Genomic DNA, 25,901 nt, shown 5'->3' with positions numbered 1-25,901 from the left:
AAAGATCGAAAGGCCTGATTTCAGGAGAGGATCACCGGAACTTCGCTGAACCCGGCTGGGTCTCCAGCGTATTTTGGAAGGGGTCAACTTCCAACCGCGATATTTGGGATTTTGCATGACCGTTCTGCATCTCGGAGCGCTGGCGGCATTGCCGTTTTGCTCTCGATTCTGATGGCTGGCGGTGGTGTAGCAGCCGAACCGGCAATTGCGGCTGGGTTGACACCATCTGAAAACGTTTCGCATGCGATCGCCTCGCAATCTCACCGCGTGTTGCCGTCCTGCGCAGGAAAGTGGCGCGTTCGTCATCAGCGGTTTTGAATTTCATTCGCACCCGCTCCGATGGAACCCGCTCACAATCCAGTGAGTCGACAAAAGATGCTGCTCGTTCAAGGTGATAGCCTTGTGTGACATTGGGCCGCCACGAAACGTGTTGCATCGCAATAGGCGCCTCTTATCCTGATCCCATCAAACAATGCTTCGTCATCGCGACGTCGCGCGCGGATTTGCATTCGCGTTTCAACTCGAATTTTGGGGTGACCTTTGTCTATGTCTGGATTTCGCGCGCAATCGGCCGGCATTGCCTTGATGCTCGCTGCCATGGCGCCGTTGTTGGCCGGTTGCGACGAACCGAACGTCGCCGTCGCCGCCGCACAGGCCACCGAGCCGGATGTCAGCATCGTCACCGTCAAGCCGCAGGCCCGCGCCATGGTGCGCGAACTGCCGGGACGCATCGCGCCGACGCGGGTGTCGGAAGTGCGTCCGCGCGTGTCCGGCATTGTCGTGCAGCGGCTGTTCCACCAGGGCAGCGAGGTCAAGGCCGGCGATACGCTCTACCAGATCGATCCGCGTCCGTTCGAGGTCGAGGTGCAGTCGAGCGAGGCGGCATTGGCGCGCGCCAAAGCAACGCTCGAGCAAGCCACCCAGCATGCCAACCGCATCGCAACGCTGACCAGCCAGCGCGCCGCACCCGAAGCCAAAAACGAGGAGGCGGTTGCGAGCCTGCGTCAGGCCGAGGCCGATCTGGCCGGCCGCAAGGCCGACGTCGCGCGCGCCAAACTCAATCTCGATTATGCGACCATTCGCGCGCCGATCGACGGTATCGTGGGTGCTGCCCTGGTCAGCGAAGGCGCACTGGTGGTGCAGAACGAGACCGCGAGCCTTGCGACCATCCAACAGCTCGATCCGATCTATGCCGACTTCACCCAGTCAGTAACCGAACTCAATCACCTGCGGCGCGCGCTCGAGTCCGGCGAACTTGATCGCATCTCGCAGGACGCCATGAAGGTCCGCCTCGTGCTCGACGACGGCGGGCTCTATCCGCAGGCCGGTAAACTGCTGTTCTCGGACGCCAAGGTCGATGCCCATACCGGGCAGGTGACGCTGCGCGGCGAGTTTCCCAATCCGAAGCGCGAATTGCTGCCCGGCATGTATGTCCGCGTGCAGATCGAGCAGGGCATCGACAGCGACGCCATCGCGGTGCCGCAGCAGGCGATCCAGCGCAATGTCGGCGGCGGCAGCGAAGTGTTCGTGGTCAAGGACGACAATATGGTCGCGGTGCAGCCGGTGCGCACCGGTTCGATCCAGGACGGCCAGTGGTTCGTCACCGAAGGCCTGAAGGCCGGCGATAAGGTCGTGGTTGAGGGATTTCAGAAATTCGCCGCCGGCGACAAGGTCCGCCCGCAGGCCTGGGCCGCAGCGGACGCGTCCGACCTGACGGCGGCCGCCAGGCTTGCCGCGCAAGCGCAGCGGTAAATTCCGATGCCGAGCTTCTTCATCGACAGGCCGATCTTCGCCTGGGTGGTTGCGCTGTTCATCTGTCTGATCGGCGCGATCGCGATCCCGCTGCTGGCGATCGCGCAATATCCGATCATCGCGCCGCCCTCGATCTCGATCTCGACCAGCTATCCCGGCGCGTCGCCGGAAAACCTCTACAACAGTGTCACCCGCCTGATCGAGGAGGAGCTCAATGGCGCCTCCGGCATTCTCAACTTCGAATCCACCAGCGACTCGCTGGGACAGGTTGAAATCATCGCCAACTTCGTGCCGGGCACCGAGACCGGCGCGGCGTCGGTGGAAGTGCAGAACCGCCTCAAGCGCGTCGAGGCGCGGCTGCCGCGCGCGGTGATCCAGCAGGGCATCCTGGTCGAGGAAGCCTCCAGCGCCGTGCTGCAGATCATCACGCTGCGCTCGACCGACGGCAGCCTCGACGAGATCGGCCTCGGCGATTTCATGATCCGCAACGTGCTCGGCGAAATCCGACGCATTCCCGGCGTCGGCCGCGCCACGCTGTATTCGACCGAACGTTCATTACGGATCTGGGTCGATCCCGCCAAGCTGGTCGGGTACGGGCTGACCGCCGACGACGTCAACAAGGCGATCACGGCGCAGAACGCGCAGGTTGCCTCGGGCAGCGTCGGTGCCGAGCCGAGCACGGCGGACCAGAAGGTTTCCGCGCTGGTGCTGGTCAAGGGGCAACTCGCTTCACCGGACGAATTCGGCGCCATCATCCTGCGCGCCAATGCCGACGGTTCGACGGTGCGGCTGCGCGACGTCGCCCGCATCGAGATCGGCGGCTTGAGCTATCAGTTCAACACCCGTCTCAACGGCAAGCCGACCGCGGGCCTTTCGGTGCTGCTGTCGCCGACCGGCAACGCGCTGGCGACCGCGAGCGCGGTAGAGGCCAAGATGAAGGAGCTGTCGCGCTTCTTTCCGGCCAATATCGCCTACGAAATTCCCTACAACATCACGCCGGTCGTGAAGGCCTCGATCGAGAAGGTGCTGTCGACGCTGGTCGAAGCCGTGGTGCTGGTATTCATCGTGATGTTCCTGTTCCTGCAGAACATCCGCTACACGATCATTCCGACCATCGTGGTTCCCGTGGCGCTGCTCGGCACCTGCGCGACGCTTCTGGTGGCCGGCTACTCCATCAACATGCTGACCATGTTCGGCATGGTGCTGGCGGTGGGTATTCTGGTCGACGACGCCATCGTCGTGGTCGAGAACGTCGAGCGCATCATGGCGGAGGAGGGCCTGCCGCCGAAGGAAGCCACCCGCAAGGCGATGTCGCAGATATCCGGCGCCATCATCGGCATCACGCTGGTGCTGGTCGCGGTGTTCGTGCCGATGGCGTTCTTCCCGGGCTCGGTCGGCATCATCTACCGCCAGTTCTCGGTCACGATGGTGGCGGCGATCGCGTTCTCCGCGCTGCTGGCGATGTCGCTGACCCCGGCGCTGTGCGCGACCTTGCTGAAGCCGGTCACGGCTGGGCACGGCCATGCCAGGAAGGGTGTGTTCGGCTGGTTCAACCGCATGCTCGATTCCAGCCGCGACGGCTATGCTCGCACCGTGAACGGGTCGCTGAAGCGCACCGGACGGCTGATGCTGGTCTATGCGGCGCTGCTGATCGGATTGAGCTGGGCCTTTGTGCGCCTGCCCGGCGGCTTCCTGCCGGTCGATGACCAGGGCTTTATCACCACCGACGTGCAGACGCCGTCGGACTCTTCCTACGCCCGCACCGAGGCCGCGGTCGAGAAGGTGGAAAATTATCTGAAAGGCCGCGCCGGCGTCGAGAACGTGACGTTCCTGACCGGATTCAGCTTCCTCGGCCAGGGCGTCAACACCGCGCAGGCCTTCATCTCGCTGAAGGACTGGTCGGACCGGCCTGCGGCCGATTCCGCCGCGGCCATCGTGGCGGATATCAACCGCGACCTGTCGTCGATCCGCGACGCCAAGATCACGGCGCTGCAGCCGCCGCCGATCGACAATCTCGGAAATTCCTCCGGCTTCTCGTTCCGCCTGCAGGATCGCGGCCAGAAGGGCTATCCGGCCCTGACGGCGGCGGCCGACCGGCTGATTGCGGAGGCCAATGCGAGCCCCGTGCTGCAGAAGGTCTATGTCGAAGGCCTGCCGCCGGCGCCGCAGGTCAACCTGACCATCGACCGCGAAAAGGCCGGTGCGTTCGGCGTCACCTTCGAGGACATCAACAGCACCATCTCGACCAATCTTGGCTCGAACTACATCAACGACTTTCCGAACCGCGGCCGCATGCAGCGCGTGATCGTGCAGGCCGACCGCGGCAGCCGCATGAACGCCGACGACATTCTGAATTACAACGTCAAGAACAGCCGCGGCCAACTGGTACCGTTCTCCGCGTTCGCCACCGTCGAGTGGCAGAAGGGGCCCACTCAAATTGCGGGCTTCAATTTCTATCCGGCGGTGCGCATCAGCGGCGAGGCCAAACTGGGCTTCACCTCCGGTGATGCCATCGCCGAGATGGAGAGGCTCGCGGGAAAACTGCCGCGCGGCTTCGGCTTCGAATGGACCGGGCAGTCGCTGCAGGAAAAGCTGTCGGGCTCGCAGGCGCCGTTCCTGCTCGGGCTGTCGGCGCTGGTGGTGTTCCTGTGCCTGGCCGCGCTCTATGAGAGCTGGACCATTCCGCTGGCGGTGTTGCTGACGGTGCCGCTCGGCATCTGCGGCGCGGTGCTGGCAGCGTCGCTGCGCGGCCTGCCCAACGACGTCTATTTCACCGTCGGCCTGATCACCATCATCGGCCTCGCTGCCAAGGACGCCATCCTGATCATCGAATTCGCCAAGGATCTGCGCGCGCAAGGCAAGCCCCTGATCGAGGCGACGGTGGAAGCCTGCACGTTACGCTTTCGGCCGATCCTGATGACAGGCCTCGCCTTTGTCTGCGGCGTGCTACCGATGGTGATCGCGCAAGGCGCCGGCGGCGCCAGCCAGCAGGCCCTCGGCACCAGCGTCATGGGCGGCATGATCGCGGTGGTGATCCTGGCGCTGTTGATGGTGCCGGTGTTCTTTGTGAGCGTGCAGCGCGTGCTGGCGGGGGACAGGGAGAAGGTGGCGGCGACCGCGGGAGCCGAGGTAGTCGGCCAGCCGGCGCCAGTGAAGCGATAGACGCTGTCATGCTCCGCGACCTCGCGACGCCCCGGCTTCGTCGGTGCTTGCGGCCGTCGAGAAGCCTTGGAGCAGAGGCGGCCGCTACAGCCAGTCCATGAACCATGAATTTGCCGGGCTGAAGCACGAAAGTCCGCTATGCCCCGATCGCCGACATGCTACTGCATGGCAGCGAACCGACGCTATGTGCCAATAGGCGACCTCGTTACTCCGTCTGATACACGGACAACTGAACCTCCATCCCTGCCTCACCCGCAGCCGCGGCTAATTGGGCCGGAATGGTCAAAGACTTGGACAACGACGAATGGGGAAAGGCCATGGCTACGTCCAAGCTCGGCGTTCCAATCGCACCCGCGGAAACCAGCCCCGGAATGAAGGCGCGAATTGATTGGATAAGATCGAGAGCAGCGGCCCATTTATCTCCGTGATCTGCAATGTCGATCTGAGCATACGCCCGCCCAGAGGACGCCTCATACCGGTCGACTTGTAGCCCCAACGAGGCATTCAGATCGGAACGCGAGAGAGCCACGTCTGGTATGCGAATTACGATGGTAAGCGGCTGCGAGCTTGGCATCGTGGCGGATCGGTTGCTGAGCTTAGTCGGCGATGATGATCGCGGGGCGCTCAATTAAAAACCGCGCTTTTGCCATTTCATCGAATGGGACAGCAGTGCTGGCTTGAAGAGCATCGCCGCGAGTCACATGTCATAAAGATCGGGGATCGTTGGCCCGACACACTGGCAACGCACCCACCGCCTCATTGAAGGTCGCGTGCGTCCAAATAAGAGCGAGCACGGGCTGCGTTCGAGCACCGCTCGACACAGTACCTCTACGCAAATGCAACGGCACGAGCCGTCAAGGAAAACCTTGGCGGCTTTTGCGTGTGTCACGCCTGCGTCGCTCTTGACGCTCCAGCCACCCGATAATTTCGCCATCGATGCAAGCCCAGTGCACGCGCTACCAGCAAAACACGCCGATCAAAGGGGTCCCTTTTGGATGCCGATAAGGGGTCCCATTCCAACGCCGATTGACACAAGGTGCTTCACGACCGATGCTGTCCGGGGGGCTCAGATCACTCCTTTGCGGAGCGCGGCACAAGACGACGTGCCCAAGTGAGGCGCCTTGGGAATACACCTACTTTCAAAGACCCTTGGACACGGCGCCGGTCCGGAGAAACGGATGGCCTTCCACCGGAACTCTCTCATCAATGGGTGTCTTCGGCGAGCGCATGTGACGGGTGACGTGTATCGCCGCGCCGGTTCTGTGGGCGAACGTACATAATGACCGCTTCTGGACGCTCTGTCTTGACCTTCAGTGCGGCGTCGAGCGCGTCTTGTGCGTCTGCGACGACATGGTCCGCCTTTCCTTTTAGCTTAAACCCAACGGTAAATTGCATCTGCAACCCTCCACGCCTTGCACCGTTACACCGCAGCCGACTAGCCCAGCGAGTTGATGATTTCTCGATAAGCTGCTTCGAGAAACGCTTTGCGTCCGGACGTTTCCCAGCATGCCCAGCTGTAGGTTGAAACGTGCTGCCACAGCGTCGTCATGAGCTTCGTCGATTGCGACGATGTCATAGTCACTCATGGTGAGGTAGAAGGATTTGAACTCACCGCTCATATCTTTGAGAGCTTTCTTCGCGGCGTCCAGACGACGTGCCGAGTCCTTCATCTTCACGATGACTTGCTCGGTCCATGCAAGTATGACGTATTGGTCATAATTGTCCTCCTTCTGGTACTAAGCAGTTGTGGCTACGCCGTTGAGCTCTAGCCGGTGGCTTTTCGTGCTCCGCCAGAACAGGCGGTGAAGCGACTTCCTCCAGCACTTCAGTCAACCTGTCCACGGCCCCCTCGACTTGCGACTCGCTAATGATCAATGGCGGCGCAAAACGTATCGTGGTGCGATGCGTATCCTCGGTCAGCGTGCCAACTTGAAGCTGGCGTCTGGCGTCTGGCTACCACACCCGCAGCCACCATATCCCGGTGCAGTTCGACGCCGGCGAACAGGCCCCGCCCGCGCACCTCGCGAATGACCGGATTGTCGATCGAGCGAGCGTGCGCAGCAGATGAGCACCGACGGTCGCGGCATGGTTCACCAACCGCTCTTCGATTAGCGTGTCGAGCACCGCCAGGCCAACTGCTGCAGCGATCGGATTTCCTTGAAATGTGCTCCCGTGATCGCCCGGCGTAAAGACATTCATGACGTCCCGGCGGGCCAGAAACAATGACACCAGCAGAAGCCCGCCTTCCAAAGCGGGTCAGAAATGCTGACCTGCGTAAGCTGTCTTGTCGTTTCGAAGCACCGGTACGACTGCCTATCCGACGTCGTCAGCAACCATCGGATGATCGAAATCGTGTTGGAGAAATCGGTCGACAGCGGGATAATGAGCCCAATTTGTCTGATGCTTCGCAACGAGCAGCAGGCCGCGCACTCGCGCGAAAGTGAGGGTTGTTGCTTCGACCCTCTTGAAGTCAACCATGGAGGTTGACCATGTCAATGGCCCCGACGCTCGCAAGATATCTTGATCAAAACGTCACGTACGACACTCTCTTCCACGAGCCAACGATGTCCTCGATGCGCACAGCACAGGCCAGTCACATCTCTGGGGATTGCCTGGCCAAGGGTGTAGTGCTGCGGCACAACGGCTCATATCTGCTTGCGGTACTTCCAGCATCACGTCGCATCGACCTGCCGGAACTGAGAGTAGAATTCGGTGCAGACGTCGATATGGCCCGTGAAGGCGAAATCGACGGGTTGTTCGAGGATTGCGCCCACGGGGCAGTGCCACCCGTAGGCGAATGCTATGGGCTCGAGATGCTCGTCGATGAGAGCATCGATCGCCAGCCCGAGATTTACTTTGAAGCAGGCGATCACACGACGCTGGTCCATATGAGCCAATCGCAGTTCGCGCAATTGACGGCTGACGCCCGGCATGATCGGTTCAGTCTGCATAGCTAAGATCACGCCCGATCGAAGGCGAGCTAAGGATCTCAAAACGAGTTGAAGGAGCGCTAGACGGACTTGGTATTTTTGACCATTACGCCTATCGGCGCACCGCCGCCGGGCGTTGTGGCGACTAAGCAGTCTACGGGGCACACGTCGACGCAGTCCATGATTTTGCAGCGAATACAGCTCTCGTTGACGACGAAGGTCAATTAAGCGTCCTTTCAGCAGATCGCAGCGGTGAACTCATTCATGGTGTCTGTCCGTCCTCGCGGTGCTCGTTCATTGGTTGAAAATGGACGCACAGAAGACCTACGTCCTCTGGCTGAATCGGAACACCAAGGAGCAGGCATTCAGCGGCCGAGGAGCCCGTGCTAGGCAGGTTGCCGCACATCTCTCTGCCGAAATGCGTGCAGTCCGGGCAAACACCGAAGCGCCGATGCGCACCACCCGCAGCTAGAGTGGACAGCACTTGGTGCAGGGCGCGACGTATCGCAGTTCGCTCTGTCGCGTCGAGCGAATCCACGGCGCGCACCAGAACTTCGAACGGATCGCGTGCAAGCGCTTTTTTGCCCTTGCTTGTCAGTCGCAGACTTACGCTTCGCCCGTCCGTCTTGAGTGGCTGTCGGACCAAGTACCCACCCGCTTCAAGCGCCTTAATGGCTTGTGTTGCAGTGCCGCGGGTTGTCGCTTGAAATTCCGCGAATGCCGACGGGGTCCGCGAGAACGGGTTGGCACGGGCGAAGAAGCGGAGCGCCATCCATTGGGCCGGACTGAGTTCGCCGTCATAGCCCTCAGCTTGTACGAGTCGTCCCACCTGCAGCAGGAGCTCTGCCGCTTCGCGCGCTGACATGATTACCTCTTCGGAAATATAATAGTGTTTCGAAATTAACTTGACAATCGATAATCGGATACAGATAATTTTGTTTCGAAACTAATTGGGACGGCTTGATCATGGCCCGCAATGTGGCTCTGCCGATCCTCACGGCCGAACTCGGCCTCACCCATTATCTTGAGGAAATTCAGCGGTTCCCGATGTTGGAGCGCCAGGAAGAATATCTGCTAGCCAAGCGCTGGCGCGAGCACGGCGATCGCGACGCGGCGCACAAGCTGGTCACCAGCCATCTGCGGCTCGTGGCAAAAATCGCCAGGGACTATCGCGGCTACGGCCTGCCGATCGCCGAGACGATCTCCGAAGGCAATGTCGGCTTGATGCAGTCGGTCGAGCGCTTCGAGCCGGAGAAGGGCTTCCGGTTCGCTACCTACGCAGTGTGGTGGATCAAAGCGGCGATCCAGGAATACATCCTGCGGTCGTGGTCGCTGGTGAAGATGGGCACCACCGCCAACCAGAAGAAGGTGTTCTTCAACCTGCGCAAGGCCCAGAGCAAAATCTCCATCCTCGACGATGGCGATATGCGGCTGGACCAGGTGAAGATCATCGCCCAGCGGATCGGCGTCGCCGAAACGGACGTGATTTACATGAACCGGCGGCTTGGCGGCGACGCCTCGCTCAATGCCGCGATCCGCGGGGACGGCGATTCCGGCGAGTGGCAGGACTGGCTGGTGGACGAATCCCCAGACCAGGAGACGACACTCGCCGCGAGCGAGGAGTTCGATAACCGCCACAAGACGCTGTCCGATGCGCTCACCGTGCTCAACAAGCGCGAGCGGCGCATCTTCGAGACACGCCGGCTCGCCGAGGAACAGATCACCCTCGTGGAGCTGGCCGAGGAGTACGGCGTCTCGCGGGAGCGCGTGCGCCAGATCGAGGTGAGCGCCTTCGCGAAGGTGCAGAACGCAATGATTCAGAGCGTCGCGTCGATGGCGACCCCGGCGCCTCTGCAGGTGCGTTAGCTTCCAACCCTCTCCCGTGGTGGGAGAAACTGACGGTGGACGTCGCTATGCGTACGTTTTTACGGCAGCCGAACGACGCGAGAGGGGCGCCGCTCACCGGGTGCTGAACGAGCCCTCGCTCGACGATCCATGCACGGCACTTTGCATCATCGATCGGGCGCCCAAGCCGCGCGCTGCAGATGGAAGGCTATCCAACGTTTCATAATGAAGTCGGGGTGCGGATCGTGCGCATTGGCTGCCGCGAGTTCAAGTGCATTGGGGATAAACCGCCGCAAGATCACCCACACATCTACCTCAAGATGGGCGATGCCAGTGAGATCGTCTGCCCCTATTGCTCTACGCTATTCCGCTTCGATCCCAGCTTGGGCGCACACGAAGCTGATCCGGCAGATTGTGCTTACGGTGACAGGGACTGAGTTGAAAAGCAGCAACGTTGCTTCCTTCGTCATGCCGGCCGCAGCCAACCAGTGCCAGGCGCCACCGTCCCGCAGTCTCGGGGCGGTTCACGATGGCCACGAACGACCCCAATTCGGCAGGGTGCAAGCGTCACGACGGCCAAACAGCGATGGCGGTTGCGCGCGACCAAGTCATAGATCGCGTCTCGGATCATCCGTGGGATGAAATGGAAGATCCCTGTCCACTTCAGAGTCAGGAACGAAAGTATCTGCTACGTAGTTTTTATCGACCGAACCAAACCGGATAATAGTGTGCGTATAAATCCAGCCACCCGGCACTCTGAAACGAAATATGGTTTCGTCATACTGACCGGAGACATGATCTTTAAAGACTTCTTCGTGGGTGTGAAGCTTTTGCTTAGGCATGAACAACTTTCGAGTGCCGTTGCCAATAGCCACCAAAATCAACTGACTTGCCACGCTTCAAAGACAAAGCTGAGAGGCGGTTGACTTGCTCACTGTTCGACAGACGGCGGTTGTCCCCTCTCCAAGATCTCTCTTGAGCATACGGCAAAAAGTACGCACCGGCAATGTGGTGATGGATGCCTTCCAGTCGATCCATCCAGGTCGTCCATGGCAGGGGAGCTGATCGCGCATGCCACTTCCGAACCACCATCCGGTCATAGTCGTAGCTCGCGCGAGCGCCATGTCACGAGACCTTCTTCTTACGAAACATCCGCCATCTGTTCGCGGTGCAGATCTCAAGCCAGCCTATGCCGGCGGCAAAGGCTCGCGCACGAGTTCACTTAGATTTAAAACCTCGCCGCTTTCCGTGATGTCCAATCGGGATAGGAACGTGGGAGCCCCTTTCTCAGGCGCGTGACATCGCGTAATGTGTGATGAGCTGCCCTTTAAGACGGGACGAGCCGACGTCGCCGCTTGCTGGAATGGGCAGCGATCAGGCCGTCGGCAGGCTCGCAATCTGAACGCAGCGCCTACCCTTGTGGCGCTCTCGCAACTTCAACATAGAGCAGGTTGGCCTACCGCGCGAGCGGCAAGCAATGGGCTTGTGTAACCTATGGAGGAAGACATGCCGACATTCATATTGACGATCAACTGGACCGACCAGGGAATTCGCGCGGTCAGGGACGCTCCCAAGCGCAGTCAAGCGGCGAGAGAACTCGCCAAGAAAGTCGGGGTCGAGATCAAGGAAATTTATCTCACCTCTGGCGAGCATGATCTCCTTGTCATCGCCGAAGCACCTCTCGGCGACCATGTCACCAAATTCGCGCTTGCAACCGGTTCGCTGGGAAACGTGCGCACCCGCACCTCCCGAGCTTGGACCGAGCCCGAATGGACCAAGCTGATGTCCGAGCTTCCGTAGCGGCTTCGGATTTCTGACGCGCCGCCTGCGGGCGGTCCACCTGGTTCGCGGCGCCTGGGATTTCGACGCTCGGCGATCGGCCGTCAATGAGGCACTGTCGCCGAGCGCCTGCAACAAGAGGCACTGTCACTGTATAATTTCTTCTGTCGGTAGTTCGAAGGGCGAAATAGCGAAATGTATTCCGCCACGAGGCGATGTCTCAAATGGGTCAAAAGCACCGTTTTGAGCGTCGGGTGATCACTTTCGGTCTGCCCCTATAATCCGACGTCTTTGGTGTCAGCCGTCACTTCGCAAGAGGGCCAAATGCGGTCATCCCGACCTTTGAAAAATTAACCGAGCGCTAGGTTCGCTCCAAACTCATTGTCATCTTGTCATCCATTCGCGCAAAGTCATAAAGCGGATACACGTCCCTTGCCCGACCGAAGAAGAATTCGTCAAACGCTTTCGCCGCATCGGGACGCAGTGGATTATTGACGCGCGCTAAGGCGATCTGGGTGAAGAACGGCTCTGCGCCCGGAACGGCAACGAACTCGAAGTGATTTGGGAATATCCGCGCCCAGTATGAAACGAGGTGATACCATGTGAAAGCCACGTCCGCGTAACCGCGGGCAATCATCTCAGGAAGATCGCGATGCATGATGCCAAGGCGACCTGGGAAACTCGACTCAGCCGCGACGAGAGCATCGGCGGCTGGTTTTCCAAGCAGCGCCTCAGTGGCAGCAAGACATTTCGCACGAACATCGCCCGTATCCGGCAGCGCGACCCTCGTACCCGTACGTATCACATCAGCCAGGCCACGAATGCCGAGTGGATTGCCTTTTCGGACAAGTAGCGCGACACCGCGATTCTTACAGAAGAAGCGCGCCTGAGGCTCGACCACACCCAGCTGATGCAACTGCCGCAAGGGCTCTGGGTAGCCCATGAAGATATCAGGATAGAAGCCAGAGGTACGGCTGACATCGAGCGAGAGGTTGCCAAGCGCAACTCCTCCAGCGCGGATCATCTGGACAAGGATGGGCTGAGGCAAGGTGACCAAAATGATGTTGGTGAGATCGAGATTGGCGTATTGCGGCTGGGATTTGGCCCATGACGGAAATGCGCCGACAATATCATCGCCCGACAACACCATCAGGTGATTGCCTTCGGTAAAGATCACCAAGCTCGGCGGCGCTCCGATCCGGCCAATGACGTCGAGCACCGTGTCCGCATGGCCAACGAAGGATCGAACGCCCGCAGGTAGCTTCGTTACAATTGGCCAGACCAGCGGCTCAGGCAGTGCCTTGGCGACTGGATTTTGTGCTGTGGCTGTTGCCGATTGCGCTTTGCAAGTCCCTAAAGTGACCGTGCTCAACGTGCTACCCAGGAAGGCGCGGCGTTTCATCATGTCGGTACCTCCGCACGAACCCCAAGTTTGTGGGAATTTAGCACATGCCGGCACCAGTCCGCATTAGGTCCTGTTTGGGTCAATCGCTACAGGGGCGACACTGCGGCAAGTCCGGCCATGTCGGCTCTGCCCCGAAAGCGGAAGTAAATTCAGAGCTTGGCGGCTTCGTTGGAGGCGGTGCGGATTGACGACACTCGGCCGATGTCGTTCAGCTTCGAGACTGGAGCCCCGAATCATGCGCTCCGAATCCAGCGAACATGAGTGGACCGCCCTAGACGGATGTTGCCGAACAAGCGGTGCGGCGTTCGGCAAGTAGACGAACGACGGTCGCGTGCCGATGGCATCGTCTGGGTCCGGCGTTCAGGAGCGCCATGGAGCAACCTGCCGGCGACTGATGGTCTCCGCACGACTCGTTACAATCGGTTCGTCGGGTGGATCATGGCGTTATCCCGCTGATTTGCCCGACGTGTCAATGTTTACTTCGACACTGGATGAGTGCCGGCTACTGTGCATGGGGTTGTTTTCAATATTTTGGCTGGGAGCGCTGGGCTCCTCCGGTCCGCCGCCTCCGGAAGGCTGAATCACCCGATCGCCGATGAAGCGACGGGCGTCGCTTGGAACCGTCGCCCTACTTCCCCAGTCCCTTGATGATCTTCACCAGCTCGCCGTGGACGAACTCGTTGCCGCAGATCACGTGGCCGGTTTTCAGCGGGTCGCTCGAGCCATCAACGCAGCTCACCGTGCCGCCGGCTTCGCGGACCATGATCTGGCCGGCTGCCATGTCCCAGGGCTGCAGGTTGCGTTCCCAATAGCCGTCGAGACGGCCGGCGGCGACGAAGGCCATGTCGAGCGAGGCCGCGCCGAAGCGGCGGAAGCCCGCGACCTTGCTCTGCAACGAGGCCATCTCCCGGAGTGCCAGTTCATGGTCGCCGCGGCCGATATGCGGCAGGCCGCAGGCGACCACGCATTCATTGAGCTGGCGGCGTCCGGCGACGCGCAGCCGCTGGTCGTTGAGGAACGCGCCCTTGCCGCGTTCGGCGATATAGAGCTCGTCGTTGGCGGGATTGTAGATCACCCCGGCGATGATGACGCCTTCGCGCTGCAGGCCGATCGAGATCGCGAATTGCGGAATGCCGTGCAGGAAATTGGTGGTGCCGTCCAGGGGATCGACGATCCAGGTATGGCTCTTGTCGGCGCCTTCGCGGTTGCCGCCTTCCTCGCCGATGAAGCCGTAGCCCGGCCGCGCCTTTGCCAACTCCTTGTAGAGCACTTCCTCGGCGCGCTTGTCGGCGAGCGACACGAAGTTCGCCGGCCCCTTCAGCGACACCTGCAGATGCTCGATCTCGCCGAGGTCGCGCTTCAGGCCACGGCCGGCGGTGCGCGCGGCTTTCACCATGACGTTGATAAGGGCTGAATGCAGCATGATGCGAGGCTTGTGGGGTAAGAGGAAACCGGCCGTTGCCGTGGGAAGTCAGGGACTGGGTGCCCTGCTGATGTGCCGCCGTCAAGGCGTCATTTATTGGTGTTGCCGATCCATTTGCGCGCGGCCTCCTGGGCCTTGGCGCGATCCTCGGGGCTGAGGCCCGCCAGTGCCTCGTCCAGTTCCGGGTCGCCTTTTCCGGCGGTTTTGGCAACAATGTGCCATTTCAGGCCCTCGATCTTGTCGATCGGTGCGCCCTGGCCGTTCACCAGCACGCGGGCGAGGCGGTTCTGCGCGATCGGGCTGTTCTGCCGTGCGGCCTTGCGCAACAGCGCCACGGCGGCGGACTGGTTCTGCGGCGTGCCGGTGCCGTTGAACATCGCGATGGCGTATTCGACCTCGGCGTCGACATTGTCGGCCAGCGAGGCGGCCTGCAGCAGGCGCACCGCCTTGTCGATGTCCTTCGGGACGCCGGTGCCTTCCTTGTAGAAAGTCGCGAGCGCGTATTGCGCTTCCGGATTGCCGGCATCGGCGGCAAGGCGCAGCAGTTCGGCGGAGCGCCTGAGGTCCTGCGGCAGCGTCTGGCCGTCGAGATAGAGCAGCGCCAGGTTATAGGCGGCCTTGGGCTCGCCGAGCTTGGCCGAGGAAGCCAGCAGCCTGACGGCCTGCTCGCGGTCGACCTTGCCGCCGCGACCGGAGAGTTTCATCATCGCGAGCGCGAACATGCCCTCGCGGTCGCCGGCATCGGCCGCGCGCTGATACCACTCGGCCGCCTTGGCATAGTCGCGCTTGACGCCCATGGCGTTGGCGTAGAGCTCGCCCAGCATCGTCATCGCCTTCGGGTCGTTGTTGAATTGAGCGCGCGTGGTGGCGAGATCGAATGCGGTCTTGTAGAGGCCGCGCTGATAGGCGCCGTAGACGAGGTCGACATTGGGATCGTCGAATGTCGCGGTCGGCGAAGGCGTGGGTGTCGGCGTCGCTGCCGGTTTGGCCGTCGCGGCTGGTTTCTTCGCGGCGGAAGTCGCCTTCGGCATCGGTGCTTGTTTCGGCTTTTCCTTCTTCGCGGCGGGCGTGCTCGCCGGCGGCTGGGCGGCGGGCGGCGTCAGCGAGATCTGCGCGGACGCCGTCGTCATCGCCATCGCAAGGCCCGCGAGAATCGATATGGGACGCAGGAGGTTCATGTCCGGCGTTATCCCTGACCGGTCATTTCTTTTCCAGACTGTTGCTTTCCAAGTGCGGCGGCATGCGCCTGCTTGATCGCCTGATCGACGTCGGCCAGTGCCGCCCCGGCGCCACGCGGATCGGCCCAGATGAAATCGCCGACCAGGACAAAATCCGCGCCGGCGGCTGCGAATTCGGCGGCCTCTTCGCGCGAGACGGCAAAGCCGACACAGGGCGGTTCGAACAGCTCTTCCCACCATTGCAGGCGCTCGGCGATCGCCTCGATCGAGGGGCGCTGTCCATTGCGGTCGGGCTCGCCGAACAGCACGTAATCCGCGCCGGCTTCGCCCGCGGCCATCGAATCGTGCCGTGTCGTGAGACCGCCGACGCCGGCGATGCGATCGGGTTTCAGCGACGGCATCGCGTCTTCCATCGCCGCGATCCCGTTCAGATGCGCGCCATCGGCGCCGGCCCGCGCCACCAGTTCGACATGCCCGTCCAGCAGCAGCGCAGCACCGCTGTCCTGCACGGCAGGCGCCAGCGCCTTGATGCGCGAAATCATGGTTTTCTGGTCGGTCTCGCGAAGCCGCACCAGCACCGCGGCGACATCGGCGCCTGCGAGCAGGCCCGGCAGGCTTGCCGCCAGTTGCGACGGATCGTCCAGTTCGGGCGTTGCGAGATAGAGCCGCGGTGCCGGGCGCGGAGGGGGAGGTTTGGTAGCCAAGTCTATGCCGCCTTCTTTTCGAGATCGGGCTGCCATTCGCCCTTGCTCGCAAGCGCATTCATCCGGGCGCGGTGGATGAAGGCTTGCTGGCCTGCGGCGACGTTTGCGGCCTGGCCGGCCCAGGCGTGCTGCGGCGCCGCCTGCAGCGCGCGGCCGTAGGAGAAGGTAAGCCGCCACGGCAGGCCGCCGATCCGGTTCATGGCGTCGAGATGCGCGGTGGCTTCCTGGTCGGATTGTCCGCCCGAAAGGAACGCAATGCCGGGAACGGCCGCCGGGACGCAGCTCTTCAGCAGCCGGATGGTTTTCTCGGCCACCTCTTCGACGGAGGCTTGCGTAGAACACTTCTTGCCGGAAATGGCCATGTTGGGTTTCAGGATCATGCCTTCCAGCGCGACGCGCTGGACGCGCAATTCCTCAAAGGTCTTGTTGAGCACGCGCTGGCTCACCTCATAACAGCGGTCGATATCGTGATCGCCGTCCATCAGCACTTCCGGTTCGACGATCGGCACGATCTGGGCGGCCTGGCACAACGCCGCGTAGCGTGCGAGCGCGTGCGCGTTGACGGAAATCGCCGTCATCGAAGGAATATTCGTGCCGATGTCGATCACGGCCCGCCATTTGGCAAACCGCGCGCCGCGTTCGTAATATTTCTTCAAACGCTCGGCGAGCTTGTCGAGCCCTACGGTGACCAGTTCGCCTGGACAATTCGGCAGCGCCTGGGTTCCCTCGTCGACCTTGATGCCCGGGATGGCGCCGGCCTGTTCGATCAGCTTGATCAGCGGCGTGCCGTCCTTGGCGTTCTGCCAGATCGTTTCGTCGTAGAGGATGACGCCGGAGATGTACCGGCTCATCGCTTCCTGCGAGCGAAACAGCATTTCGCGGTAGTCGCGGCGGGTTTCCTCGGTCGATTCGACCTTGATGGCGTCGAAACGCTTCTTGATCGTGCCCGAGGATTCGTCGGCGGCGAGTATGCCCTTGCCCGGCGTTACCATGGCGAGGGCGACCTTGTTGAGGTCGGCGAGATTCATCGGAACGTTCTCCAGAGCTTGCCTTGCAAACCAAAATGGGCGGTTCTCGGGCAACGGCCGAGAAAAGCTTCGCTTAAGGGCAGGCAGCTCGCGGAGATCAGCCGGATGTCACGCGACCTTCGGATCGAGCTCGCCCTTGGTATAACGCTTGGCCATATCGGCCGTCGTCAGCACCTTCTTGATCTTGCTGGCCTGGCCCGCGGTGTTGAATTCCTGCAGCCGCTGCCTGCACAGCTTGGTCATCGCTTCCATCGCCGGCTTGAGATATTTGCGCGGGTCGAACTCTTCCGGATTGTCCTTCAGTACTTTGCGGATCTGGCCGGTCATCGCCATGCGGTTGTCGGTGTCGATGTTGATCTTGCGGACGCCGTGCTTGATGCCGCGCTGGATTTCGGAAACCGGCACACCCCAGGTCGGCTTCATCTTGCCGCCGTTGGCGTTGATGATCTCCTGCAGGTCCTGCGGCACCGAGGACGAACCATGCATCACCAGATGCGTGTTCGGCAGCTTGCGATGGATTTCCTCGATCACGTTCATGGCAAGGATGTCGCCGTCGGGCTTGCGGGTGAACTTGTAGGCGCCGTGCGAGGTGCCCATCGCGATCGCGAGCGCGTCGACCTTGGTTTCCTGGACGAACTTCACCGCTTCGTCGGGGTTGGTCAGCAACTGGTCGTGCGACAATTTGCCCTCGGCGCCGTGGCCGTCTTCCTTGTCGCCCATGCCGGTTTCCAGCGAGCCGAGCACGCCGAGTTCGCCTTCCACCGAAATGCCGCCGAGATGGGCCATGTCGGTGACGGTCTTGGTGACGCCGACATTGTAGCTCCAGTCGGCCGGGCTCTTGCCGTCGGCTTTCAGCGAGCCGTCCATCATGACCGAGGTAAAGCCGGCCTGGATCGCGGTCATGCAGGTGTCGGGGCCGTTGCCGTGATCGAGATGCACGCAGACCGGAATCTGCGGATAGATTTCGGTGACCGCATCCATCATGTGCTTGAGCATGATGTCGTTGGCGTAGGAGCGCGCGCCGCGCGAGGCCTGGATGATGACGGGGGCATCGAGGCTGGAGGCGGCCTCCATGATGGCCAGCGCCTGTTCCATATTGTTGATGTTGAAGGCCGGCACGCCGTAATCATGCTCCGCCGCGTGGTCGAGCAATTGACGCAACGTAATCCGAGCCATCCTTATTCTCCCTTGTCGTTGCGGCGCCGCAGACGCCGGGTCTGATATTTATAGCGTTTTCAAGCGAAGTGGGTACCGGTTCGCGTGAAGAAAACGCGTCAAAACAAAAGTCTTAGCGCAGTTTTAGAACTTCGACACCGGGCAGAGGTTTCCCCTCCATCCATTCAAGAAACGCGCCGCCGGCGGTCGAAACATAGCTGAAATCATGGGCAACGCCGGCCTGGTTCAGAGCCGCGACGGTGTCGCCGCCGCCGGCGACCGAAACCAGCTTCTTGGCTTTGGTCCGCTCCGCCGCATGCCTGGCCGACACCATGGTGCCGCGGTCGAACGGCGTCATCTCGAAGGCCCCGAGCGGGCCGTTCCAGACCAGCGTCGCGGCGTCGTCGATGGCGGCATGAATCCGCGCGATCGATTGCGGGCCGACGTCGAGGATCATGCCGTCGGCGGGGATCGCGTCCAGCCCATAGGCATGGGACGGTGAATTGGCTGCGAAATGATAGGCGACCACGGCGTCGACGGGCAGGATGATGGCGCAGTTGGCGGCTTCCGCCTTTTCCATGATCCGCAGCGCGGTCGCGGCGAGGTCCTTTTCCGCCAGCGACTTGCCGACGCCGACGCCCTGGGCGTGCAGGAAGGTATTGGCCATGCCGCCGCCGATCACCAGCGCGTCGACCTTGCTGACGAGGTTTTCCAGAAGGTCGATCTTGGTCGAGACCTTGGCGCCGCCGATGATTGCGATCACCGGCTTGGTCGGCGCTTCCAGCGCCTTAGCCAACGCGTCGAGTTCGGCCTGCATGGTGCGGCCGGCATAGGCCGGCAGCTTGTGGCCGAGGCCTTCGGTCGAGGCGTGGGCGCGGTGCGCCGCCGAGAACGCATCGTTGACCCAGATGTCACCGAGTTTTGCCAACTCGGTCACGAAAGCCGGATCGTTCTTTTCTTCCTCTTTATGGAAACGGGTGTTTTCCAGGCACAGGATGTCGCCATCCTTCATCGCGGCCACGGCCTTGGCCGCGGGCTCGCCGATGCAGTCGTCGGCAAAGGCGACCGGCTTCTTGATCACCTCGGAAAGCGCGGCGGCGACGGGCTTCAGCGAATCCTTGGCGTCGCGCCCCTTCGGCCGGCCGAAATGCGCGAGCAGGATGACTTTGCCGCCCTTGCCGGAAATCTCGATGATGGTCGGCGCGACGCGTTCGAGCCGCGTCGCATCGCTGACACGGCCGTTTTCCATGGGCACGTTGAGGTCGACGCGCAGCAGCACGCGCTTGCCCTTTACGTCAACGTCATCGAGGGTGCGGAATGATTTTGTCATAGCGAGTCTCGCACGTGGCCCATCCTTCGAGACGCCTCGCTGCGCTCGGCTCCTCAGGATGAGGTCTGTCCCTCATGGTGAGGAGCGCGCTCTTCGCGCGCGTCTCGAACCATGAGCGATGAAGTTACAGCAGCTTCCCCATCGCCACGGCGGTATCGCCCATGCGGTTGGAGAAACCCCATTCGTTGTCGTACCAGGACATCACCCGCACCAGCGTGCCGTTCTGCACCTTGGTCTGGTCCACGTGGAACGTGGACGAGTGGGGATCGTGGTTGAAGTCGATCGAGACGTTCGGCGCGGTGGTGTAGCCGAGGATGCCCTTGAGTTCCTGCTCCGAGGCGCGCTTCATTGCCTCGTTGATTTCCTTCACATCGGTCGCGCGCTTGGCGACGATCTTGAGGTCGACCACGGAGACGTTCGGCGTCGGCACCCGGATCGCGACGCCGTCGAGCTTGCCCAGAAGCTCCGGCAGCACCAGGCCGATCGCCTTGGCCGCACCGGTGGAGGTCGGGATCATCGACAGCGCAGCAGCCCGGCCGCGATAGAGATCGCTATGCAGGGTGTCGAGCGTCGGCTGGTCGCCGGTATAGGCGTGGATCGTGGTCATGAAGCCGGTCTCGATGCCGACGGTGTCGTTCAGCACCTTGGCGATCGGGGCCAGGCAATTGGTGGTGCAGGAACCGTTGGAAACGACCAGGTGTTCCTTGGTCAGCTTGTCGTGGTTGACGCCGTAGACGATGGTCGCGTCGGCTCCGTCGGAGGGCGCCGAAACCAGCACGCGCTTGGCGCCGGCGGTCAGATGGGCCGTTGCCTTGGCCTTGGCGCTGAAGATGCCGGTGCATTCCATCGCGATATCGACGCCGAGTTCCTTCCACGGCAGCTTCGACGGATCGCGCTCGGCGGAAACCTTGATCTTGCCGTTGCCGACGTTGATCGAGTCGCCGTCGACGGTCACGGTACCGGGAAAACGGCCATGCACGGAGTCGAAGCGCAACAGATGGGCGTTGGTCTCGACCGGGCCGAGATCGTTGATCCCTACCACTTCGATATCCCTGCGGCCGGATTCCGCGATGGCTCGCAAGATGTTGCGGCCGATGCGGCCAAATCCATTGATCGCGACCCGAATTGCCATGCTTTTTCTCCCTTAATAGCTGGCGCCGTCCCCGCAGACAGTTTCCAAAAGGAGACTTTCCACGAGGGGCTTACGGCGGATCGCCCGGTTCTGCCGGGCGAGAACGGTCAAGATGGGAACTTTGGTAGACCTTTTTCCCTGTAATCTCAACCTCAACCCAAGCGTTTCAGGGCCGCGTTAACTGCAGCCTCAGCGGTAATTCCGAAGTGCTTGTAAAGGTCCTTGGCCGGCGCGCTGGCGCCGAAGCCGTGCATGCCGATGAACTCGCCATCCTGGCCGATCACGGCATCCCAGCCCCAGCGCACCGCGGCCTCGATGGCGATTTTCACCGGCGCATTGCCGATGATGGCCTTCTGGCGGTCCGCCGGCTGTGCCAGCAGCAACTCGAGCGAGGGTACCGATACCACCCGCGACGCGATGCCGCGTTCCGCCAACTGCTTCTGGGCGGCCACCGCGATCTCGACCTCGGAGCCGGAAGCGAACAGCGAGACCTTGGCTTCGCCTTGCGCCGCGACCAGTTCGTAGGCGCCGTGGCTGCAGGGATTGTCCGCGGGCGCGGAGGTGCGCAGCTGCGGCAGGTTCTGGCGGGTCAGCGCCAGCACGGTCGGGCCGTCGATACGATTGAGCGCCAGCTCCCAGCACTCCGTGACTTCGACGGCGTCGCAGGGCCGGAACACGCGCATGTTGGGCATCGCGCGCAGCGCGGCCAGGTGTTCGACCGGCTGATGCGTCGGACCGTCTTCGCCGAGCCCGATCGAATCGTGCGTCATGACATAGACGACGCCGGTGCCCATCAGGGCCGCGAGCCGCATCGCCGGCCGCGCATAATCGGTGAACACCAGGAAGGTCGCGCCGTTCGGCGCAAAGCCGCCGTGCAGGAAGATGCCGTTCATGGCCGCGGCCATGCCGTGCTCGCGGATGCCGTAATGGATGAAACGGCCCTTCGGCGTCTTGGCGGAAAACGCCGTCGCCGACTTCGCCTTGTTGTTGTTGGAGCCGGTGAGGTCGGCGGAGCCGGCGAGGAATTCCATCGGCATCGTGCCGGCGATCACCTCGATCGCGGATTCCGATGATTTGCGGGTGGCGACATTCTGGGGCGTCTCGAGCAGCCCCTTCTTGTGCGCCTTCAGTGCCTTTGCCAGCGAAGCCGGCCGCTCATGGCGCAGCCGCCGCTCGAATTCGGCGCGCTTGCGGTTGCCCAATTCAGCAAAGCGGCCTTCCCAGGCCTTGCGCTCGGCGGCGCCGCGCGAGCCGGCTTCACGCCAGGCTTTCAACACATCCTCGGGCACCGAGAACGGCTCCAGCGAAATGCCGAGCTTTTCCTTGGCGCCCTTGAGTTCCTCAGCGCCGAGCGCTTCGCCATGGGCTTTCGCGGTGCCGGCCCGGGTCGGCGCGCCGAAGCCGATCGTGGTCTTGCAGGCGATCAGCGACGGCTTGCTGGATTTCTGCGCGCGGGTGATCGCGGCCGCAATCGCCTTTTGATCATGCCCGTCGATCAGTTCGGCGGCCCAGCCGGCGGACTTGAATCGCTTCACCTGGTCGACCGAGTCGGCAATCGAGGTCGGGCCGTCGATCGAAATGCCGTTGTCGTCGTACAGCACGATCATCTTGTTGAGCTTCCAGTGCCCGGCCATCGCGATCGCTTCCTGCGACACGCCTTCCATCAGGTCGCCGTCGGAGGCGAGCACATAGGTGTGGTGGCCGACCACCTTCTTGCCGAACTCGGCGGCCAGCATCTTCTCCGCCAGCGCCATGCCGACCGCGGTCGCGATGCCCTGGCCGAGCGGGCCGGTGGTGGTCTCGATGCCCTTGGTGTGGAAGTTCTCGGGATGACCCGGCGTCAGCGAGCCGAGCTGGCGGAAATGCTTGATCTGGTCGAGCGTCATGTCCTTGTTGCCGGTCAGGTAGAGCAAGGCATAGAGCAGCATCGAGCCGTGCCCGGCCGACAAGACGAATCGGTCACGGTCCGGCCAGTTCGGCTCGGCGGCGTCGAATTTGAGGAACTGTGTAAACAGCACGGTGGCGACGTCAGCGGCGCCCATCGGCAGACCCGGATGGCCCGATTTCGCCTTCTCGACGGCATCCATGGCAAGGCCACGGATCGCATTGGCCATACGGGAATGATCGACCTGCGTCATGATGAAAATCCGCTTGAAATGAGGAGGTTGGTGGGGATTCGCCCGCCGGCGAATTGCAGCGATATTGTGCACTGTGGCAACAGAACGTCAGGCTGGATAGCACCTCAATCCCCCGAGTCCAAGGCAAGGAAACGCGCTTCCGGTGCGAAAAGTTGCCCGAGGCATGATCCGGAAAAGTGGATTCCGGTTTTCCGAAAAGATCATGCCCCAACAAAAGACTAGATCGGGATGACCAGTCATCCCGATCTAGCGGTGCATAGCTTCGCGCCGGCGTTGCGCTGGCCTCGCTTGCCACGTAAATTTCACCGTCTAACCGCTTGCCGCACCGCCGATTTTGCTGTGCGGCTGGCCGATCGAAGGTGCGTGCTGTCTCTGATGAGCGATCGTCCCGCCAACGGGCCCGGCCATGCCGAGCCGGTCTTTGCCGACATCGACGCCGCCACGCGGCGGCTGATGGTGGCGCTTGACGCCCTGGAGGCCGCGGCCGAACGGCGGCGCGATGCCGATCGTGACGAGAACGAATTGGCGAGCCGGATTCAGGCGCTCGGCACCGACCGGTCGCGGCTCGCCGACGAACTCGACGGCTCGCTGGTGAAGACGCGGCGGCTGGAGCGCACCAATCGCGAGATCGCCGAGCGGCTGGATGCCGCGATCGGCACCATCCGTGCGGTGCTGGATGCCGAGGAGAGTTCATGAGTCACATCAACGTCACCATCAACGGCCGACAGTACCGCATGGCCTGCGAGGAAGGGCAGGAGGTGCGGCTGCTCAAGCTCGCCGAAAGCCTGGAATCCCGTGTCGAAGAGCTGCGCGGCAAGTTCGGCGAGATCGGCGATGCGCGCCTCACGGTGATGGCGGCGCTGACGGTGTGCGACGAACTGCTCGACGCCAACCAGCGCATGCGGGCGCTGGAGGAAGAACTCGAGAACCTGCGCAGCGTCCGCGTCGCGGCCACCGACCGTGCCCGGACCACGCAGATCGCCGTCGCCAACGCGCTCAATGCCGCGGCCGACCGAATCGAAAAGACCACGCAGGTGCTGAACCGCACCATCGGCGGCGGTGTCGCGATCGGGTGACGTCTTTCTTACCCTCCAGGGCAGGGTAAGAATCGCAAGCTCGTTAAGCGCGCTCGTGTACAGGCTTCCGTTACCGCTGGCGGAGGCAGCCCATAATGCCTACATTGGTCAGGCGAAGCTGCGTCGTGCGTCAGGAGCCATATATCCCCGGGGCCTTATCGATCCTTTAGGGAACTGTCCCTGGCCGGGTCCGTGGATCCGGTCATATGGTGCCCACCTACTTTCGTAGGGAACTCCGGGATCGAGTGCTTCAACGGCGATCGCGGCTTCGCACTTTGATTTTGTTGAGTACGATTTCTGTTCTGCCCCGCGCATCTCCGCCGCGGCGTCTCGGTTGAATCACTGAAGTCTCTGGAATACTGGGTCACCCGCTGCCGTGCGCCGTTGCGCACTCCTGTGCGCCGTTGCGCACAGAGCGGGGGATGACAGCCGGAAGGATACTGCATGACGGCAACCCTTTCGAAATCGGATCTCCGCGCCGCGGCGCTCGCCAAGCGCGAGGCGTTGAGCGACAAGCAGCGCGCCGCTGCGGCGGAGGCGATGGCCAAACACAAGCCGCCGTTCGAGATCGCACCGGGGATGATTGTTTCCGGATATTCGCCGATCCGCAGCGAGATCGATCCGGTGCCGTTGATGCGAAAGCTGGCCGCGCAGGGCGTGCGGCTGGCGCTGCCGGCGGTGATGGCGCGCGGCAAGTCGCTGGCGTTTCGGGCGTGGTCGCCCGACGACCGGCTGATGCTCGGGCCGCTCGGCATTCCCGAGCCGTCGCCGGCAGCGGCCGAGGTTATCCCCGATATCATGCTGATGCCGCTCGCGGCGTTCGACCGTCAGGGTCACCGCATCGGCTATGGCGCCGGGCACTACGACTTTACGCTGGAGCATCTGCGCAAAGCGAAGGCCATCATCGCCATCGGGACTGCGTTTTCGGTGCAGGAAATAAAAGCGGTTCCGGCCCAGCCGCACGACGTAGCGCTGGATTATGTGCTAACGGAAAAGAAAGTGTTCGATTTCCGGAGCTGAACTTTGCGAATTCTCTTTATCGGTGACGTCGTCGGCAAGACCGGCCGCACCGCAATATCCGAACATCTCCCGGGCATGGTCAAGGATTGGTCGCTCGATCTCGTGATCATCAATGGCGAGAATTCCGCCGGCGGCTTCGGGATCACCGAGTCGATCTACCAGGAGTTCATCGATGCCGGCGCCGACGCGATCACGCTCGGCAACCACGCCTGGAATCAGAAGGAAGCGCTGGTCTTCATCGAGCGTGCGCCGCGCCTGATCCGGCCGTTGAATTTTCCGCGCCACACGCCCGGCCGCGGCTCCGCCTTGATCGACACCAAGAACGGCAAGCGCGCGCTGGTCATCAACGCCATGGGTCGCGTTTTCATGGAGCCTCTGAACGATCCTTTCAACGCGGTCGGGCGCGAGCTCGATGCCTGTCCGCTGCGCGATGCCGCCGACGCCATCGTGGTGGATTTCCACGGCGAGGCGACCAGCGAGAAACAGGGCATGGGCTTCTTCTGCGACGGCCGCGCCAGTCTCGTGGTCGGAACCCATACCCATGTCCCGACCGCCGATCACCAGGTGCTGCCCGGCGGCACCGCCTATATGAGCGACGCCGGCATGACCGGCGACTATGACTCGATCATCGGCATGCAGAAGGATGAGCCGCTGCATCGTTTCACGACCGGCATCCCTTCGGGCCGGTTCGAACCGGCTTTCGGTGTCGCCACCCTCTCCGGGGTCGCGGTCGAAACCGACGATGCGACCGGGCTGGCGCTGCGGATCGCGCCGGTGCGGGCCGGCGGCAGGCTGGAGCCGGCACAACCTGGATTTTGGCAGAGCTAGCCTGCGACAGTTTGTC

25 protein-coding genes, 1 other RNA gene and 1 pseudogene are annotated in these 25,901 nt (G+C 62.2%); 12 read left to right on the top strand and 15 right to left on the bottom strand.

The features are described from left to right. Positions 1–31: 31 nt before the first annotated feature. Positions 32–325: a hypothetical protein gene (locus tag FFI89_RS30065; RefSeq protein WP_138831113.1), complete on the bottom strand. Its 294-nt coding sequence runs from the start codon at positions 323–325 to the stop codon at positions 32–34. Between the two features lie 221 nt (positions 326–546). On the opposite strand from FFI89_RS30065, the gene FFI89_RS30060 reads away from it, so the two are divergent. Both FFI89_RS30060 and FFI89_RS30055 read left to right on the top strand, forming a co-directional pair. Continuing rightward, the gene (locus tag FFI89_RS30060) at positions 547–1,752 is read left to right on the top strand and encodes an efflux RND transporter periplasmic adaptor subunit (RefSeq protein ID WP_138831112.1); all 1,206 of its coding nucleotides are present in this window, start codon (positions 547–549) and stop codon (positions 1,750–1,752) included. 6 nt (positions 1,753–1,758) lie between these two features. Further along, positions 1,759–4,914, top strand: coding sequence for a multidrug efflux RND transporter permease subunit (locus tag FFI89_RS30055; protein WP_138831111.1), 3,156 nt, complete (start codon positions 1,759–1,761; stop codon positions 4,912–4,914). A 1,203-nt stretch (positions 4,915–6,117) separates the two neighbouring features. On the opposite strand, the gene FFI89_RS30050 is transcribed toward FFI89_RS30055, so the two are convergent. The 3 genes and pseudogenes from FFI89_RS30050 to FFI89_RS35105 all read right to left on the bottom strand — a co-directional run bounded on the left by FFI89_RS30050 (position 6,118) and on the right by FFI89_RS35105 (position 7,113). Further along, complete coding sequence (locus FFI89_RS30050; RefSeq protein WP_138831110.1) at positions 6,118–6,309, bottom strand: hypothetical protein; 192 nt, start codon at positions 6,307–6,309, stop codon at positions 6,118–6,120. A gap of 40 nt (positions 6,310–6,349) precedes the next feature. Next, positions 6,350–6,584 (bottom strand): annotated as a pseudogene (locus tag FFI89_RS30045) (GYD domain-containing protein). A gap of 283 nt (positions 6,585–6,867) precedes the next feature. Beyond that, positions 6,868–7,113, bottom strand: coding sequence for an aminotransferase class III-fold pyridoxal phosphate-dependent enzyme (locus FFI89_RS35105; RefSeq protein WP_246669547.1), 246 nt, complete (start codon positions 7,111–7,113; stop codon positions 6,868–6,870). A gap of 290 nt (positions 7,114–7,403) precedes the next feature. Here FFI89_RS35105 and FFI89_RS30035 point away from each other — a divergent pair, with 290 nt between their 5' ends. Then, positions 7,404–7,871 carry an aminoacyl-tRNA deacylase gene (locus tag FFI89_RS30035; protein WP_138831109.1) on the top strand — a complete coding sequence of 156 codons (468 nt, stop codon included), beginning with the start codon at positions 7,404–7,406 and terminating at the stop codon, positions 7,869–7,871. A gap of 235 nt (positions 7,872–8,106) precedes the next feature. On the opposite strand, the gene FFI89_RS30025 is transcribed toward FFI89_RS30035, so the two are convergent. Continuing rightward, positions 8,107–8,709 carry a MarR family winged helix-turn-helix transcriptional regulator gene (locus tag FFI89_RS30025; RefSeq protein ID WP_138831108.1) on the bottom strand — a complete coding sequence of 201 codons (603 nt, stop codon included), beginning with the start codon at positions 8,707–8,709 and terminating at the stop codon, positions 8,107–8,109. A gap of 101 nt (positions 8,710–8,810) precedes the next feature. Here FFI89_RS30025 and rpoH point away from each other — a divergent pair, with 101 nt between their 5' ends. Together rpoH and FFI89_RS30015 are read left to right on the top strand one after the other, a co-directional pair. Further along, complete coding sequence (gene rpoH, locus FFI89_RS30020) at positions 8,811–9,710, top strand: RNA polymerase sigma factor RpoH (RefSeq protein WP_138831107.1); 900 nt, start codon at positions 8,811–8,813, stop codon at positions 9,708–9,710. Between the two features lie 179 nt (positions 9,711–9,889). Continuing rightward, positions 9,890–10,126, top strand: coding sequence for a zinc-finger domain-containing protein (locus FFI89_RS30015; protein WP_138831106.1), 237 nt, complete (start codon positions 9,890–9,892; stop codon positions 10,124–10,126). Positions 10,127–10,297: 171 nt separating this feature from the next. On the opposite strand, the gene FFI89_RS30010 is transcribed toward FFI89_RS30015, so the two are convergent. Further along, entirely contained in the window at positions 10,298–10,531 is a 234-nt protein-coding gene (locus tag FFI89_RS30010; protein WP_138831105.1) for a hypothetical protein, read from the bottom strand. A gap of 664 nt (positions 10,532–11,195) precedes the next feature. On the opposite strand from FFI89_RS30010, the gene FFI89_RS30005 reads away from it, so the two are divergent. Further along, positions 11,196–11,489 carry a GYD domain-containing protein gene (locus FFI89_RS30005; protein ID WP_168213098.1) on the top strand — a complete coding sequence of 98 codons (294 nt, stop codon included), beginning with the start codon at positions 11,196–11,198 and terminating at the stop codon, positions 11,487–11,489. Between the two features lie 340 nt (positions 11,490–11,829). Here the strand turns inward: FFI89_RS30005 and FFI89_RS30000 are convergent, their stop codons facing one another. Further along, positions 11,830–12,873, bottom strand: a complete 1,044-nt coding sequence (locus FFI89_RS30000) for a substrate-binding domain-containing protein (RefSeq protein WP_138831103.1) — start codon at positions 12,871–12,873, stop codon at positions 11,830–11,832. Between the two features lie 279 nt (positions 12,874–13,152). On the opposite strand from FFI89_RS30000, the gene FFI89_RS35470 reads away from it, so the two are divergent. Beyond that, positions 13,153–13,329: a transposase gene (locus FFI89_RS35470; protein WP_138831102.1), complete on the top strand. Its 177-nt coding sequence runs from the start codon at positions 13,153–13,155 to the stop codon at positions 13,327–13,329. 172 nt (positions 13,330–13,501) lie between these two features. Here the strand turns inward: FFI89_RS35470 and FFI89_RS29990 are convergent, their stop codons facing one another. From FFI89_RS29990 to tkt, 8 genes are all read right to left on the bottom strand, one after another. Further along, a complete protein-coding gene (locus FFI89_RS29990; RefSeq protein WP_138831101.1) occupies positions 13,502–14,296 on the bottom strand; it encodes an inositol monophosphatase family protein in 795 nt (264 codons plus the stop codon). Between the two features lie 89 nt (positions 14,297–14,385). Further along, positions 14,386–15,474: a tetratricopeptide repeat protein gene (locus FFI89_RS29985; RefSeq protein ID WP_138831100.1), complete on the bottom strand. Its 1,089-nt coding sequence runs from the start codon at positions 15,472–15,474 to the stop codon at positions 14,386–14,388. 8 nt (positions 15,475–15,482) lie between these two features. Further along, positions 15,483–16,178 (bottom strand): thiamine phosphate synthase, encoded by a 696-nt coding sequence (locus FFI89_RS29980; protein ID WP_138831099.1) that lies wholly within the window; start codon positions 16,176–16,178, stop codon positions 15,483–15,485. Positions 16,179–16,180: 2 nt separating this feature from the next. Beyond that, positions 16,181–17,206, bottom strand: coding sequence for a class I fructose-bisphosphate aldolase (locus FFI89_RS29975; RefSeq protein WP_138831098.1), 1,026 nt, complete (start codon positions 17,204–17,206; stop codon positions 16,181–16,183). A gap of 108 nt (positions 17,207–17,314) precedes the next feature. Next, positions 17,315–18,382 carry a class II fructose-bisphosphate aldolase gene (gene fba / locus FFI89_RS29970; protein ID WP_138831097.1) on the bottom strand — a complete coding sequence of 356 codons (1,068 nt, stop codon included), beginning with the start codon at positions 18,380–18,382 and terminating at the stop codon, positions 17,315–17,317. A 112-nt stretch (positions 18,383–18,494) separates the two neighbouring features. Further along, positions 18,495–19,691, bottom strand: coding sequence for a phosphoglycerate kinase (pgk, locus tag FFI89_RS29965; protein ID WP_138831096.1), 1,197 nt, complete (start codon positions 19,689–19,691; stop codon positions 18,495–18,497). A 124-nt stretch (positions 19,692–19,815) separates the two neighbouring features. Beyond that, complete coding sequence (gene gap, locus FFI89_RS29960; RefSeq protein ID WP_138831095.1) at positions 19,816–20,823, bottom strand: type I glyceraldehyde-3-phosphate dehydrogenase; 1,008 nt, start codon at positions 20,821–20,823, stop codon at positions 19,816–19,818. 152 nt (positions 20,824–20,975) lie between these two features. Beyond that, positions 20,976–22,961: a transketolase gene (gene tkt, locus FFI89_RS29955; protein ID WP_138831094.1), complete on the bottom strand. Its 1,986-nt coding sequence runs from the start codon at positions 22,959–22,961 to the stop codon at positions 20,976–20,978. Positions 22,962–23,336: 375 nt separating this feature from the next. Here tkt and FFI89_RS29950 point away from each other — a divergent pair, with 375 nt between their 5' ends. From FFI89_RS29950 to FFI89_RS29930, 5 genes are all read left to right on the top strand, one after another. Beyond that, positions 23,337–23,657, top strand: coding sequence for a DUF4164 domain-containing protein (locus FFI89_RS29950; RefSeq protein ID WP_138831093.1), 321 nt, complete (start codon positions 23,337–23,339; stop codon positions 23,655–23,657). Next, positions 23,654–24,037, top strand: a complete 384-nt coding sequence (locus FFI89_RS29945) for a cell division protein ZapA (RefSeq protein WP_138831092.1) — start codon at positions 23,654–23,656, stop codon at positions 24,035–24,037. Before FFI89_RS29950 ends, FFI89_RS29945 begins: the two co-directional genes overlap by 4 nt. Positions 24,038–24,149: 112 nt before the next feature. Continuing rightward, a non-coding RNA gene (gene ssrS / locus FFI89_RS29940) (6S RNA) lies at positions 24,150–24,310 on the top strand. A gap of 171 nt (positions 24,311–24,481) precedes the next feature. Beyond that, positions 24,482–25,057, top strand: a complete 576-nt coding sequence (locus tag FFI89_RS29935) for a 5-formyltetrahydrofolate cyclo-ligase (protein ID WP_138831091.1) — start codon at positions 24,482–24,484, stop codon at positions 25,055–25,057. Between the two features lie 3 nt (positions 25,058–25,060). Then, positions 25,061–25,885, top strand: a complete 825-nt coding sequence (locus FFI89_RS29930) for a TIGR00282 family metallophosphoesterase (protein ID WP_138831090.1) — start codon at positions 25,061–25,063, stop codon at positions 25,883–25,885. Positions 25,886–25,901 lie beyond the last annotated feature (16 nt).

Origin of the sequence: Bradyrhizobium sp. KBS0727, from assembly GCF_005937885.2 — a bacterium.
GTDB lineage: Bacteria > Pseudomonadota > Alphaproteobacteria > Rhizobiales > Xanthobacteraceae > Bradyrhizobium.
Note: the sequence above shows the minus strand (reverse complement) of the source record. Positions and strands in the feature narration are given on the sequence as shown.